This is a genomic window from Komagataeibacter melaceti (assembly GCF_003403295.1).
Classification (GTDB): Bacteria; Pseudomonadota; Alphaproteobacteria; order Acetobacterales; family Acetobacteraceae; genus Komagataeibacter; species Komagataeibacter melaceti.
In genome coordinates, this window is sequence record NZ_QUWV01000020.1 from 42312 (window position 1) to 54911 (window position 12600).

Genomic DNA, 12600 nt, shown 5'->3' on the forward strand with positions numbered 1-12600 from the left:
AATCCGGCACCCGCCCCGTGGCACACCGGCTGCCATGCCCTGTTAACAGTCAAGAGAGCCAATGGACCAGTCGTTACCATCTGACAGCATGCAGTCCCCTCCCGCGTCTGGCGGACGGGACCTGCGCCGCATCCGTTCCAATCCCGACTTCTGGTACCCTGTCGCATGGTCGCGGGAACTGAAGCCCGGCAAGACGATCGGCACCCGCTATGCAGGGCAGCCCATCGCACTGGTCCGCCCGCGTGAGGGCGGCAGCGTTTTCGCGTTGGAAGACCGCTGCGCACACCGGCAGGTGCCGCTCAGCCAGGGGGTGGTAAAGGGCGACTCCGTGCAGTGCTGCTACCATGGCTGGGCCTACGGGCGGTCCGGCCGGTGTATCGACGTGCCCTATCTGGGCAAGGGCAAGCTGCCCAACGGGGTGCGCACCTACCCCGTGCGGGAGATGGACGGGCTGATATTCGTCTTCCCCGGTGATGCGGCAAAGGCGGAGACCACACCGCTGCCCCGTCTGGCCGAGGTTGCGAATCCGGCCTACAAGACCCGCCGTTTCGGCCAGCTCGTGCACTGTCACTACAGCTTCATGCATGAGAACCTGATGGATATGAACCACCAGTTCATGCACATGAAGCAGATGGGGCAGATGAAGCCGCGCTTCCTTGGGCAGGAACGCGGGCCGGGACTGGTGGAGGCGCGCTACAGCTTCGCGCGCACCGGCGGCAAGCAGCCGCTGGGCGAGGCGCTGATCTTTGGCCAGAAGCGCGATAACAGCGAGAAATTCGCCTTTCGCGATGTCATGACCATCCGCACGGTCTATCCCTACCAGACCCTGCACATCCAGACGGGCGACAGCCCGCCGGTCATGGACCTGTGGATCGCCTACGTCCCGCAGGATGAGGCGGAACTGACCAACCGCGTGTTCGGGCTGCTCTCGATCCGGCGGCCGGGCATTCCGGGCCTGCTGGACCTGGCATGGCCGTTCCTGACCGCGTTTACCGAGCGGATTTTCCGTGAGGACCGCGAGATCGTGGAACTGGAACAGGCCGCCTGGCGCGAACAGGGCGGCGACCGGAACCAGGAAATCTTCCCCGTCATCTGCAACCTGCGTGAACTGCTGGCGGAATGCGGGCTGCCCGCGGATCAGGACACAAAAGCCCCGGTGGCCACGGGCGCCCCTGCCGCATGAGCGAATGGACAGGACACCAACCCGGTCTCATGCTCGAAGCCGGGGATTACCGCCTGCGTGAAGTCCGCACATCCGATGCGGGCACCATGCACAGGCTGATCAATGACTGGAGCGTGGTGCGGATGCTCAGCCGCGTCCCGTTCCCCTACTCCCTCTCCATGACCGAGGAATGGATCGCCGCCACGATCGAGCAGTCCCGGCGGGGGGAGGCCTATCATTTCGCCATCACCTGCCCGGACTCCGACCAGCCTGATGCCCTGATCGGGTGCATCGGGCTGCGCATCAACCCGGCGGACCGTTCCGGCACGCTGGGCTACTGGGTGGGCCGCACGCACTGGAACCGCAAGGTGGCCAGCACGACGGCGGGGCGGCTGGCGCGGTGGGCGCTGGCCAACCTGCCGGTGGACCGGCTGACCGCCTCCGCCGCGCATGACAATCACGCCTCCATCGCGGTGCTGCGCCGCATCGGCTTTCGGGAAAATGGCACGGGCACGCAGGAATTCGTCTCCCGTGGGGGGGAATACCCCGTCCGCCTGTTTGAAGCCCGCCATGCCGACCTGTCCGGCGCGGATGGACACGACGCCACCACGCAGGAAGAAGAAGCTGGCAGCGGGCGCAGGATCGTGCTGGTTGCCGCCGTGGCGCTGGTGGATGCGGATGCCCGCGTGCTGCTGGCCCGCAGGCCCGAAGGCAAGTCCATGGCCGGGTTATGGGAATTTCCGGGCGGCAAGGTCGAGCCGGGCGAAACACCCGAGGCGGCGCTGATACGTGAACTGGACGAGGAACTGGGGCTGGACGTGGCCCGCTCCTGCCTCGCACCATTCACGTTCATTTCCCATGATTACGGGCATTTCCACCTGCTCATGCCCGTCTATGTCTGCCACCGGTGGAAGAACACGCCCACCGCACGGGAGGGGCAGACACTGCAATGGGTGCCCGCCGCCAGGCTGCGCGACTACCCCATGCCTGACGCCGACCGCCCGCTGATCCCGCTGCTGCAGGATCTGCTATAGCCCGCGCGGCATGTTGCCCAGCACGGCCAGTTCCTCCGCCGGGAACGCCGTGGGGGCCTGCCCCGGCACATCCACACGCATGCTGAACAGGCCACCGGCCTGCGGCATCCGGGCCAGTTCCTCAGGCGACATACCCTTGCGCGCGGTGGTAATATAGAGCGTGCGTAGGTCCGCGCCGCCAAAAGCCACCTTGGTCACGTTCCGCGCCGGTACCGCCACAGGCGGCAGGCGCGTGCCATCGGGCAGGAAACGCTCGATCCGCCCCCCGTTCCATACCCCCACCCACAGGGTGCCGGCACTGTCCACCACCACACCATCGGGATAGCCATCCGCGATACGGGCAAAGACCCGGCGGTTGGACAGCGCGCCATCGGGGGCAAGGTCAAAGACATAGATCACCCCGGCGGGGGAATGGTTATGGTAGAGCAGCCTGCCATCGGGCGAGATGCCGGGACCGTTGGTGACGATATATCCCTCATCATGGCGCAGCACCTCCAGCCCGCCGGGCGTGCGGGTGACGGAATACAGCGCGCCCGTGGGCGTGGTCTCACCATCATCCATGGTGCCGAACCACAGCCGCCCCATCGCATCGACACAGCCATCATTGATCCTGTTGTCCGGCTGGCCCGGCTCGACCGCGACCTCGCGCCGGAAATCGCCCGATGCGGGGTCGAAGCGGTACAGCCCGTCCTTGAGCCCGCACAGCAGCGTGCCGTCACTGACCGGCACCACAAAACCGGGGCGCAGCGGCGTGGGCCATGAGGCATGCCCCCCCGTTGCGGGGTCAAGGCAGTGAATGGCGCGGCCTACGATATCCACAAAATACAGCGCCTGCCGGGCCGTGGACCACACCGGTCCCTCGCCCAGTTGTGCCTGGATGTCCCATACGCAGTGCGGCTGTGGCATTGCTGCCTTCTCCATGTCCTCTCCTTCCGGTTGGCTGGCTGTCGTTATAGGATGGGGAGAAAATGCTCCCGCCCGCAACCTGTTGGAATGTGCTTCATGAACCCCACCGCCTGCCTGCTGGTCATTGGCAACGAGATCCTGTCCGGCCGGACACAGGATGTTAACGTGCAGTATATCGCACGCCGCCTGTCGGAAACCGGCATCACGCTGGCCGAGGTCCGGATCATACCGGACATCCGCGAGGTCATTGTCCGTAATGTAACGGAAGCCCGCGCCGCCTATGACAATGTGTTCACCACTGGCGGCATCGGCCCGACGCATGATGATATCACCTCCGCCTGTGTGGCGGAATCCTTCGGCGTGCCATGGGTGCACCACCCCGAGACCTTCCGCACGCTCGAGGCCTATTTCGCACCCGGTGAATTCAACGCCGCCCGCCAGCGCATGGCCACGATGCCGCAGGGCGCGGTCCCGATCCGCAATGCCGTGTCGGTGGCGCCCGGTTTCACCATGGGCAACGTGCATGTCATGGCCGGGGTGCCGCGCATCATGCGCGCGATGTTTGACGAGGTGCTGCCCACCCTGCCCCACGGCACGCCCGTCACATCACAGGCATGGCATGCGAACGGGCTGTACGAGGGCACGCTTGCCGCCCCGCTTGAAGCGATACAGCACCGCTACCCCGGCATTGATATCGGCTCCTACCCCTACCGGCTGGATGAAGCCCAGCGGGGCGTGTGCCTGCTGTGCAAGGGCACGGACGCACAGGCCGTAAGTGCCGCGGCACAGGCCGTGCGTGACATGATCGTGGAACTGGGCTTCGAGCCCCATGCGGGTGAACCCGCAAAACCTTGAGCCGAAGCAGCCGTGCCGCATGCAGGCGGCACGGTTACAGGGCCGGGTTCAGGACTTCGCGTTGACGGGTTCACGCCCCATGGCGAGGAATTTCTCACGCCGCTGCGCCTTGAGCAGCGCCGGGTCACGCCCCAGCAGCGCGGGCATTTCGGCCGCAATGGCATCGCCCACGGCGCGAATCGCGGCCATCGGGTCACGCTGCGCGCCACCCAGCGGTTCGGGGATGATACGGTCGATCAGGCCAAGCTGGAGCAGGTCCTGCGCGGTCAGCTTGAGCGCATCCGCTGCGGTGGAAGCCTGCTTGGGGTCACGCCACAGGATGGAGGCGCAGGCCTCGGGCGAGATGACGGAATAGATCGCGTGTTCCAGCATCATCACGCGGTCGCCCGCACCCAACGCCACGGCCCCGCCGGAGCCACCTTCGCCAATGACAGTGGCGATGAGCGGCACCGGCACGCTCAGGCAGGTCTCGATCGAACGCGCGATGGCTTCCGCCTGCCCACGCGCCTCGGCATCGATGCCGGGCCATGCGCCGGAGGTGTCGATGAAGGTCAGGATCGGCAGGCCGAATCGCCCCGCCAGCTTCATCAGGCGCTGGGCCTTGCGGTAGCCCTCGGGCCGGGCCATGCCGAAATTATGCTTGAGCCGTGTCTCGATCTCGGCCCCGCGCTCGGTCCCGATCACCACCACAGGCTGGTCCCTGAACCGGCCGACACCGCCGATGATGGCCTTGTCCTCACCAAACAGGCGATCGCCCGCCAGCGGGGAGAAGTCGGTTATCAGCGTGCTGATGTAATCGACCGTATGCGGGCGCTGGGCATGACGCGCCACCTGTACCTTCTGCCCCGGTGTCAGCTTGGCATAGGCGGCACGCAACTGCCGGTCGGCCTTCTCGCTCAACCGGGTGATCTCATCGGCAATGTTGATCCCGTCGGGACCGGACATCGTGCGGAGCTCGTCGATCTTGTTCTCAAGCTCGGCGACCGATTTTTCGAAATCTAGAAACTGGCGCATGCGCTGCCGATAGCACAGCCTGCACGCCAGCCAAACATTTTCACGCAGGGAATTTTCCCCGCCATGCATTTTTGTCTATTCCGCCCCATCCGCTGCTTGCGCCAGCGGGTGGTGCCGGGTCACCGCATCACGCAGGCGGTCGAGCATGACATGGGTATAGATCTGCGTGGTCGCGATGTCGGCATGGCCCAGCAGCACCTGCAATGCCCGCAGGTCCGCCCCGTGCGCCAGCAGGTGCGTGGCGAAGGAATGGCGCAGCACATGGGGCGAAAGCCGCGCCGGGTCAAACCCGGCCCGCAGCGCCACATCATGCATGATCCGGTCGAATCCCTGCCGTGTCATGGGCTGCGCGCCGCCCCGGCCGGGAAACAGGTAGGGGCTTTCGCGCCCGGCATCCATGTCCATGAGCGCCCGGGCGGCGGCGCGCGCGCGGGCCGACATGGGCACCATGCGCTCACGCCCGCCCTTGCCGCGCACCAGCATCATGCCGGGGGCAGCATCCAGCGCCCGGCGGGGGAGTGACAGGAGTTCTGATATACGCAGGCCCGATGCGTACAGCATTTCCAGCGCCGCACGCGCCATGAGCAGCCGCCGCCTGCGCGCGGGCGTTGCATCCGCCTCCGGCTCACACGCATCCAGCAGCGCCGTCACCTCCCCTTCGGACAGGAAGCGCGGCAGGGGGGCGTCCAGCCGGGGCGCGTCCAGCAGGGCGGCGGGATTGTCCGGCCGCATCCCCTCACGCGCCAGGAACAGGAAATACTGCTTCAGGCACGACAGCCTGCGCGCCTGCGTGCGCGGGGCCAGCCCCTGCCGGGCCAGACCGGACAGGTACTCACGCAGGTCCCCTTCCCCCACCTCCAGCGCTGTAAGGCCGCGCGCGTGCAACGCCTGCCCCATATCCGCCAGGTCGCGGGCATAGGCACGGATCGTGTTCAGCGCCGCGCCACGCTCGGCAGCCAGCATTTCAAGGAAGGCGTCGGTCCCGTCACTGCCCACCAGCAGCCGCCACTTACTGCGCCGGGGCCAGCGGGGCTACGGGCAGGGCCGCAGGCACGCCCAGCGGAGATGCCACGGGTGCCGGGGCGGCCGCAGGGGCCATGGGAATATCCTTGTGCACATCATGCTGCACCAGCGCGGGCGGAAACATGCCCAGCGACACGAAAACCCCGACCCCACCGAGGGCAAGGACGCCAATCACGGCAATAACAATACGGATCATCCAACCGCTTCCCATATCCTGCGCATGCCGGCGGCCCGTCCTTTCATGCCGTGGGAGCATGCCCCCCTGTCGGCGCGGGCGTGACCACACCCACGGACTCTACCGGTTCCGTACTGCTGTATGTTAGGTTGCCCGCCATGTCACGCCCGATTCCCCCCCACCGGCCCAGCCCGGAGAACCCTTCGCTCACCATTCCGCTTGACCTGAATGCCGTTGGTCCCGCCGCCCCCCGGCAGGCGGGCAGCGGGCGCACCATCGTGCTCGTGGGCCTGATGGGGGCGGGCAAGACGACCATCGGCCGCATCCTGGCCACGCGGCTGGGTATTCCGTTTGTCGATTCGGATGAGGAAATCGAGCGCGCCGCCGGATGCACCATCGCCGACCTGTTCGAGAAATATGGCGAACCCGAATTCCGCCGCGGCGAGCGGCTGGTCATCCGCCGCCTGCTGGCCGGGCCGCCGGTCGTGCTGGCCACGGGCGGCGGCGCTTTCATGGACGCGCGCACCCGCGCCAGCGTGCGTGAGCATGCCACCTCCATCTGGCTGCGCTGCCCGCTGCCGGTGCTGGTGCAGCGCGTGGCGGAACGGACCCATCGCCCGCTGCTTAACGTGGCCGCCCCGCATGCGGTGCTGGCCGACCTCATGCGCGTGCGCCATCCGGTCTATGCGGAAGCGGATATCATCGTGGATTGTGGAGAAGATAGCGTGGAACACAGCGCCGACCATGTCATAGGGGCCCTGAAACAGGGCCAGCAGCCCCTGCGTGTGCCGGTGCGGCTGGAACGTGGCAGTTACGATGTCATCATCGGCTCCGACGTGATCCGGCGGGCCGGGGCCCTGCTTGCCCCCGTGCTGCCGCAGAAGCGCGTGATGATCCTGACCGATGAGACCGTAGCCCCCCTGCACCTGCCCCGCCTGCTGGAAGGGCTGGAGGAAACCGGCACCCGCGCGGAAGTCATCACCATCCCCCCCGGTGAAGGCTCCAAGACCATCAGCATGTATGAACGCGTGACCAACGCGCTGCTGGAAGCCCATGTCGAACGCGACACTACGGTCGTGGCGCTGGGCGGGGGCGTGGTGGGGGATCTGGCCGGGTTCTGCGCTGCGACCACGCTGCGCGGCCTGCCGTTCGTGCAGATTCCGACAACCCTGCTCTCACAGGTGGATTCGTCCGTGGGGGGCAAGACCGGCATCAACACCCCGTTTGGCAAGAACCTGCTGGGCGCGTTCCATCAGCCCATCGCGGTGCTGGCCGATACCTCCACCCTGGCTACCCTGCCGGTGCGCGAACTGCGCGCGGGGTATGCCGAGATCGTCAAGTCCGGGCTGCTGGGGGATGCGGGGCTGTTCGACTGGTGCGAACGCAACGGGGCCGAGGTGCTGGCGGGCAATCCGGCCATACAGGCCGAGGCCATCCGCATGGCCTGCGCGTTCAAGGCGCGCGTGGTGATTGCCGATGAGCGTGAGGAGCGCAAGACCGATGGCCGGGCGCTGCTCAATCTCGGCCATACCTTCGGCCATGCGCTGGAGGCAGAAATGGGCTATGACGGCAGCCTGCTGCATGGGGAGGCCGTGTCCATCGGCCTGCGGCTGGCGTTCATGCTTTCGGTCCGGCTGGGGTACTGCGCGATCGAGGATCTGGAACGCGTGACCCGCCATCTCGAACAGCTGTCCATGCCCGCGCGCGTGGGGGATACGGGGCGGACCTTCTCCGCCACGCAGCTTGTGCGCAACATGCAGCGCGACAAGAAAATGCGTGACGGCCGCCTGTCCTTCGTGCTGGTGCATGGCATCGGCCGGGCCTTTACCTGCCGTGACGTGCCCGATGACGCCGTGCTTGAGGTCCTGCGCGCGGATGGCTGCACGCCCTGAGCAGAAGACCCCTCCTCACGACTATGTGACGTTTTTACAACATCCGGCCCTTCGCCATGTCACGCGGGGGGCCATTTACCATATTTCAATCCCTGCCCCGCACAACGGTCCGGCCATGGAACGATGCGGGCTGGCGCTGCGCCACTTCCCCCATACTTCCCGCTGGCACTCCGGATAACGGCCCACGGGCCGATTGTGTCAACACGTATCAGGCCGATGTGGAACATGCCCCCATTTCCGCAAGCATGAAGGCGTCTGATCGAACAGCAAGGATGGGAATATGCGTCTTCGCGCGGCATTGCTGGCGGCATCCCAGATCATGGTGCCTGTTACCGGCGCCATGGCAACGACCATAACAGGCCCTTATGTCGATATTGGCGGTGGGTACGACCTGACCCAGACCCAGCATGTCCATGATTATGACAGGCAGCGGCTCAATGACATCAACAACACCTATCTCAAGGGCGCGCCCTCTTCCGTAACCAGCGCCTTTGACAAGGGAATCGACCCCGGCCTGCATGAACGCCAGCAGGTGCGCCATGGCGATGGATGGACCGGATTCGGCGCCTTCGGCTGGGGCTTCGGCAACGGCCTGCGCGCCGAGGTGGAAGGGGTCTATAACTGGTCCGACCTCAGCAGCATTTCCGCCACCACGGGCGACCCGAAGGGCCACCGCATGCATGGCCGCACCGATGGTAGCGACCGCTCCTATGGCGGGTTTGTCAATGTACTGTACGACATCGACCTCAAGCGCCTGTTCGATATCGACGTGCCGGTGACCCCGTTCGTCGGTGTCGGCGCCGGTTACCTGTGGCAGAACGTAAGCGGCATCACCACGCTGCAGCATACCATAAGCCAGCATGGCACGAATGGCAGCTTCGCCTATCAGGGCATCGTGGGTGCGGCCTATGACATCCCGGGGGTGGCGGGGCTGCAGATGACCACCGAATACCGCATGATCGGGCAGGTCGAATCGTTTGATATGGGCACGATCAACCAGTCCTATTCCGGCCCGCTGGGGCGCGACACCACCCACCTGCGCTACGACCAGCGCTTCAACCACCAGTTCATCGTGGGCGTGCGCTATGCGTTCAACACCGCGCCCCCGCCGCCACCACCTGCCCCCGCCATCGTGCCGGCGGCCCCCGTCGCCTCACGCACCTATCTGGTGTTCTTTGACTGGGACGGCGCTGCCCTGACCGGCCGTGCACGCGAAATCGTGACCGAGGCCGCGCAGGCATCCACCCACGTCCAGACCACCCGCATCGAGGTGAATGGCTATACGGACAGTTCCGCCGCCCATCCCGGCCCGCGTGGCGAGAAGTACAACCTTGACCTGTCCCTGCGCCGCGCGGACAGCGTGAAGGCCGAGCTGATCCGTGACGGCGTGGCCGCCAGCGCCATCGACATCCATGGCTATGGCGAGGCCCACCCGCTGGTGCCGACCGGCCCCGGCACGCGTGAACCCCAGAACCGGCGGGTCGAGATCATCCTGCACTGACCGCACACAACAGCCCGTAAAATGAATGAAATGAAGGGGGAGCGTCCCGGCGCTCCCCTTTTCACATCGAATCGTTCCGGTCTTTTACCGGCATACACAGATGTTCCTTTGATGCCAGTGACCTATGCAAAATCGGGATACCTATCGGGGATATTTCATAAAACCCTTATAAATGCAGGGATTTTGACGTTTGTGACTAAAGATGCCTGAAAGATATGTGCTTTTTTTGTCACAACGTCCGCACTAGCGGCATTTAGCCCATTCTCAAGCGGGTTCAGACACGCTAAGTCCGCATCATAGCTTGCGGGTAATCTCAGGCTGCCCTGTATCGGGGCAAATCCATTGCCCGGATCACAGACAGGGCCTGCCCTGCAATAATAGTTTAAGGACTCAACCATGCGTCTTCGCGCAGCGTTACTGGCAACCAGCCTGCTGGCAGCGACACCGTTCGCAGCCAAGGCCACGACCATTACCGGCCCCTATGTCGATATTGGCGGCGGTTACAACCTGACCCAGACCCAGCACGGGCACTTTGCTGATGAAAACTCCGGCCCCGGCCGTGAGAAGGTCGGCCATCGTCATGGCTGGACCGGCTTCGGCTCCGTTGGCTGGGGCTTCGGCAACGGCCTGCGCGCCGAGGTTGAAGGTGACTACAACTGGTCCGAAATCTACAGCAAGTCCCGTGGGGACAAGGGCAGCGACCGCTCCTATGGCGGCTTTGTCAACGTGCTGTATGACATCGACCTCAAGCGTCTGTTCAACATCGACGTGCCCGTGACCCCGTTCGTCGGTGTCGGTGCCGGCTACCTGTGGCAGAACACGCATGATGCGACCATCGGCGCGAACAACGCCCAGGGCGCGCGCAGCATGAGCGGCACCAAGGGTGGCTTCGCCTATCAGGGCATCGTGGGTGCGGCCTACGACATCCCGGGCGTGCCGGGCCTGCAGATGACCACCGAATACCGCATGATCGGTCAGCCGCAGTCCTTCACCATGGGCAACTTCACGGCTGAAAATGGTCACGCCAGCTTTGACCATCGCTTCAACCACCAGTTCATCGTAGGCGTCCGCTACGCGTTCAACAACGCGCCGCCGCCGCCGCCGCCGGCCCCCGCCGTAGTGCCGCCCGCGCCGACGGCCGCCCGCACCTACCTGGTGTTCTTCGACTGGGATGGCGCTGCCCTGACCGGCCGTGCGCGTGAGATCGTGGCCGAAGCCGCACAGGCTTCCACCCACATCCAGACCACCCGCATCGAAGTTAACGGTTACACCGATAACTCCGCCGCCCACCCCGGCCCGCGTGGTGAGAAGTACAACCTTGGCCTGTCCCTGCGTCGTGCGGACAGCGTGAAGGCTGAACTGATCCGTGACGGCGTGCCCGCCAACGCGATCGACATCCACGGCTATGGTGAAGCCCACCCGCTGGTGCCGACTGGCCCCGACACGCGTGAGCCCCAGAACCGTCGCGTCGAGATCATCCTGCACTGATCTGACCGATTCATTACTGAAAAAGGGGGAGCACGGTGTGCTCCCCCTTTTTTTATTGCCTGTTGCTTACGCATCCTTCCGGGCAGGAAAGATTGTGTCCTTCTTGCCACAAAATACTCTAAATCTTTTATTACAATATTGTTTCCACAACGATATTCCCATTTAGTAACTTGTTATTAAATATAAAAAGCATCTACTCCGCCACCGCGAACGATAGTGTCACCTTTTTGCCGTTCCCGAATGAAAAACAGGACGGAACCAGAAGAAGCATGCTGTGTTTGGGATGGTAGATGGATTAATCTTCGCATCATTAAAACGATGTGGTTTACAAAAAAGTAATAACATGAGGAAGGATGATCATATGCGTCTCCGCTCTGCCCTGCTGGCAACCAGTCTGCTGGCAGCGACACCGTTCGCAGCCAAGGCCACGACCATTACCGGCCCCTATGTCGATATTGGCGGCGGTTACAACCTGACCCAGACCCAGCACGGGCACTTTGCTGATGAAAACTCCGGCCCCGGCCGTGAGAAGGTCGGCCATCGTCATGGCTGGACCGGCTTTGGTTCCGTTGGCTGGGGCTTTGGCAACGGCCTGCGCGCCGAGGTTGAAGGTGACTACAACTGGTCCGAAATCTACAGCAAATCCCGTGGGGACAAGGGCAGCGACCGCTCCTATGGCGGCTTTGTCAACGTGCTGTATGACATCGACCTCAAGCGCCTGTTCAACATCGACGTGCCCGTGACCCCGTTCGTCGGTGTCGGTGCCGGCTACCTGTGGCAGAACACGCATGACGCGACCATCGGCGCGAACAACCCGCAGGGCGCGCGCAGCATGAGCGGCACCAAGGGTGGCTTCGCCTATCAGGGCATCGTGGGTGCGGCCTACGACATCCCGGGCGTGCCGGGCCTGCAGATGACCACCGAATACCGCATGATCGGTCAGCCGCAGTCCTTCACCATGGGCAACTTCACGGCTGAAAATGGTCACGCCAGCTTTGACCACCGCTTCAACCACCAGTTCATCGTAGGCGTCCGCTACGCGTTCAACAACGCGCCGCCGCCGCCGCCGCCGGCCCCCGCCGTGGTGCCGCCCGCGCCGACGGCCGCCCGCACCTACCTGGTGTTCTTCGACTGGGATGGCGCTTCCCTGACCGGCCGTGCGCGTGAGATCGTGGCCGAAGCCGCACAGGCTTCCACCCACATCCAGACCACCCGCATCGAGGTTAACGGTTACACCGATAACTCCGCCGCCCACCCCGGCCCGCGTGGTGAGAAGTACAACCTTGGCCTGTCCCTGCGTCGCGCGGACAGCGTGAAGGCTGAACTGATCCGTGACGGCGTGCCCGCCAACTCCATCGACATCCACGGTTATGGCGAAGCCCACCCGCTGGTGCCGACCGGCCCCGACACGCGTGAGCCCCAGAACCGTCGTGTGGAAATCATCCTGCACTGACGCAGCATGATGCAGGGTGGCAGGCAACTGCCCCCTGCTTCCTTTTTATTTTCAGTTCCCCTACCCTGTTGAGGTGCCTGTCAGGCACAAAGGAAAG

At 64.6% G+C, this 12600-nt stretch carries 11 protein-coding genes; 7 read left to right on the forward strand and 4 right to left on the reverse strand.

Annotated elements, in window-relative coordinates:
* Positions 1-61: 61 nt before the first annotated feature.
* Both DY926_RS02345 and mutT read left to right on the forward strand, forming a co-directional pair.
* Positions 62-1183 (forward strand): aromatic ring-hydroxylating oxygenase subunit alpha, encoded by a 1122-nt coding sequence (locus DY926_RS02345; protein WP_116701919.1) that lies wholly within the window; start codon positions 62-64, stop codon positions 1181-1183.
* A complete protein-coding gene (gene mutT / locus DY926_RS02350; RefSeq protein WP_116701920.1) occupies positions 1180-2196 on the forward strand; it encodes an 8-oxo-dGTP diphosphatase MutT in 1017 nt (338 codons plus the stop codon). The genes DY926_RS02345 and mutT overlap by 4 nt, the downstream gene beginning before the upstream one ends.
* On the opposite strand, the gene DY926_RS02355 is transcribed toward mutT, so the two are convergent.
* Positions 2191-3117, reverse strand: coding sequence for an SMP-30/gluconolactonase/LRE family protein (locus DY926_RS02355; RefSeq protein ID WP_408886027.1), 927 nt, complete (start codon positions 3115-3117; stop codon positions 2191-2193). The two genes, mutT and DY926_RS02355, sit on opposite strands and share 6 nt — an antisense overlap.
* Before the next feature lie 81 nt (positions 3118-3198).
* Between DY926_RS02355 and DY926_RS02360 the strand changes: the two genes are divergently transcribed.
* Entirely contained in the window at positions 3199-3957 is a 759-nt protein-coding gene (locus DY926_RS02360; RefSeq protein WP_116701954.1) for a competence/damage-inducible protein A, read from the forward strand.
* A 48-nt stretch (positions 3958-4005) separates the two neighbouring features.
* On the opposite strand, the gene DY926_RS02365 is transcribed toward DY926_RS02360, so the two are convergent.
* The 3 genes from DY926_RS02365 to DY926_RS02375 form a co-directional block, all read right to left on the reverse strand.
* The gene (locus DY926_RS02365) at positions 4006-4971 is read right to left on the reverse strand and encodes an acetyl-CoA carboxylase carboxyltransferase subunit alpha (RefSeq protein WP_116701955.1); all 966 of its coding nucleotides are present in this window, start codon (positions 4969-4971) and stop codon (positions 4006-4008) included.
* 75 nt (positions 4972-5046) lie between these two features.
* Positions 5047-5967, reverse strand: coding sequence for a tyrosine recombinase (locus DY926_RS02370; protein WP_116701921.1), 921 nt, complete (start codon positions 5965-5967; stop codon positions 5047-5049).
* Positions 5968-5980: 13 nt separating this feature from the next.
* Positions 5981-6190 carry a hypothetical protein gene (locus DY926_RS02375; RefSeq protein WP_116701922.1) on the reverse strand — a complete coding sequence of 70 codons (210 nt, stop codon included), beginning with the start codon at positions 6188-6190 and terminating at the stop codon, positions 5981-5983.
* Positions 6191-6327: 137 nt separating this feature from the next.
* Between DY926_RS02375 and aroB the strand changes: the two genes are divergently transcribed.
* From aroB to DY926_RS02395, 4 genes are all read left to right on the forward strand, one after another.
* Complete coding sequence (gene aroB / locus DY926_RS02380; protein ID WP_116701923.1) at positions 6328-8061, forward strand: 3-dehydroquinate synthase; 1734 nt, start codon at positions 6328-6330, stop codon at positions 8059-8061.
* 280 nt (positions 8062-8341) lie between these two features.
* Complete coding sequence (locus tag DY926_RS02385; protein WP_116701924.1) at positions 8342-9562, forward strand: OmpA family protein; 1221 nt, start codon at positions 8342-8344, stop codon at positions 9560-9562.
* A gap of 396 nt (positions 9563-9958) precedes the next feature.
* Positions 9959-11050 carry an OmpA family protein gene (locus tag DY926_RS02390; RefSeq protein WP_116701925.1) on the forward strand — a complete coding sequence of 364 codons (1092 nt, stop codon included), beginning with the start codon at positions 9959-9961 and terminating at the stop codon, positions 11048-11050.
* A 361-nt stretch (positions 11051-11411) separates the two neighbouring features.
* The gene (locus DY926_RS02395) at positions 11412-12503 is read left to right on the forward strand and encodes an OmpA family protein (protein ID WP_116701926.1); all 1092 of its coding nucleotides are present in this window, start codon (positions 11412-11414) and stop codon (positions 12501-12503) included.
* Positions 12504-12600: the final 97 nt, after the last annotated feature.

Coding starts and splice junctions, on each gene's coding strand:
- DY926_RS02345 (WP_116701919.1), top strand. CDS start 62: ATGGACCAGTCGTTACCATCTGACAGCATGCAGTCCCCTCCCGCGTCT.
- mutT (WP_116701920.1), top strand. CDS start 1,180: ATGAGCGAATGGACAGGACACCAACCCGGTCTCATGCTCGAAGCCGGG.
- DY926_RS02355 (WP_408886027.1), bottom strand. CDS start 3,117: ATGGAGAAGGCAGCAATGCCACAGCCGCACTGCGTATGGGACATCCAG.
- DY926_RS02360 (WP_116701954.1), top strand. CDS start 3,199: ATGAACCCCACCGCCTGCCTGCTGGTCATTGGCAACGAGATCCTGTCC.
- DY926_RS02365 (WP_116701955.1), bottom strand. CDS start 4,971: ATGCGCCAGTTTCTAGATTTCGAAAAATCGGTCGCCGAGCTTGAGAAC.
- DY926_RS02375 (WP_116701922.1), bottom strand. CDS start 6,190: ATGATCCGTATTGTTATTGCCGTGATTGGCGTCCTTGCCCTCGGTGGG.
- aroB (WP_116701923.1), top strand. CDS start 6,328: ATGTCACGCCCGATTCCCCCCCACCGGCCCAGCCCGGAGAACCCTTCG.
- DY926_RS02385 (WP_116701924.1), top strand. CDS start 8,342: ATGCGTCTTCGCGCGGCATTGCTGGCGGCATCCCAGATCATGGTGCCT.
- DY926_RS02390 (WP_116701925.1), top strand. CDS start 9,959: ATGCGTCTTCGCGCAGCGTTACTGGCAACCAGCCTGCTGGCAGCGACA.
- DY926_RS02395 (WP_116701926.1), top strand. CDS start 11,412: ATGCGTCTCCGCTCTGCCCTGCTGGCAACCAGTCTGCTGGCAGCGACA.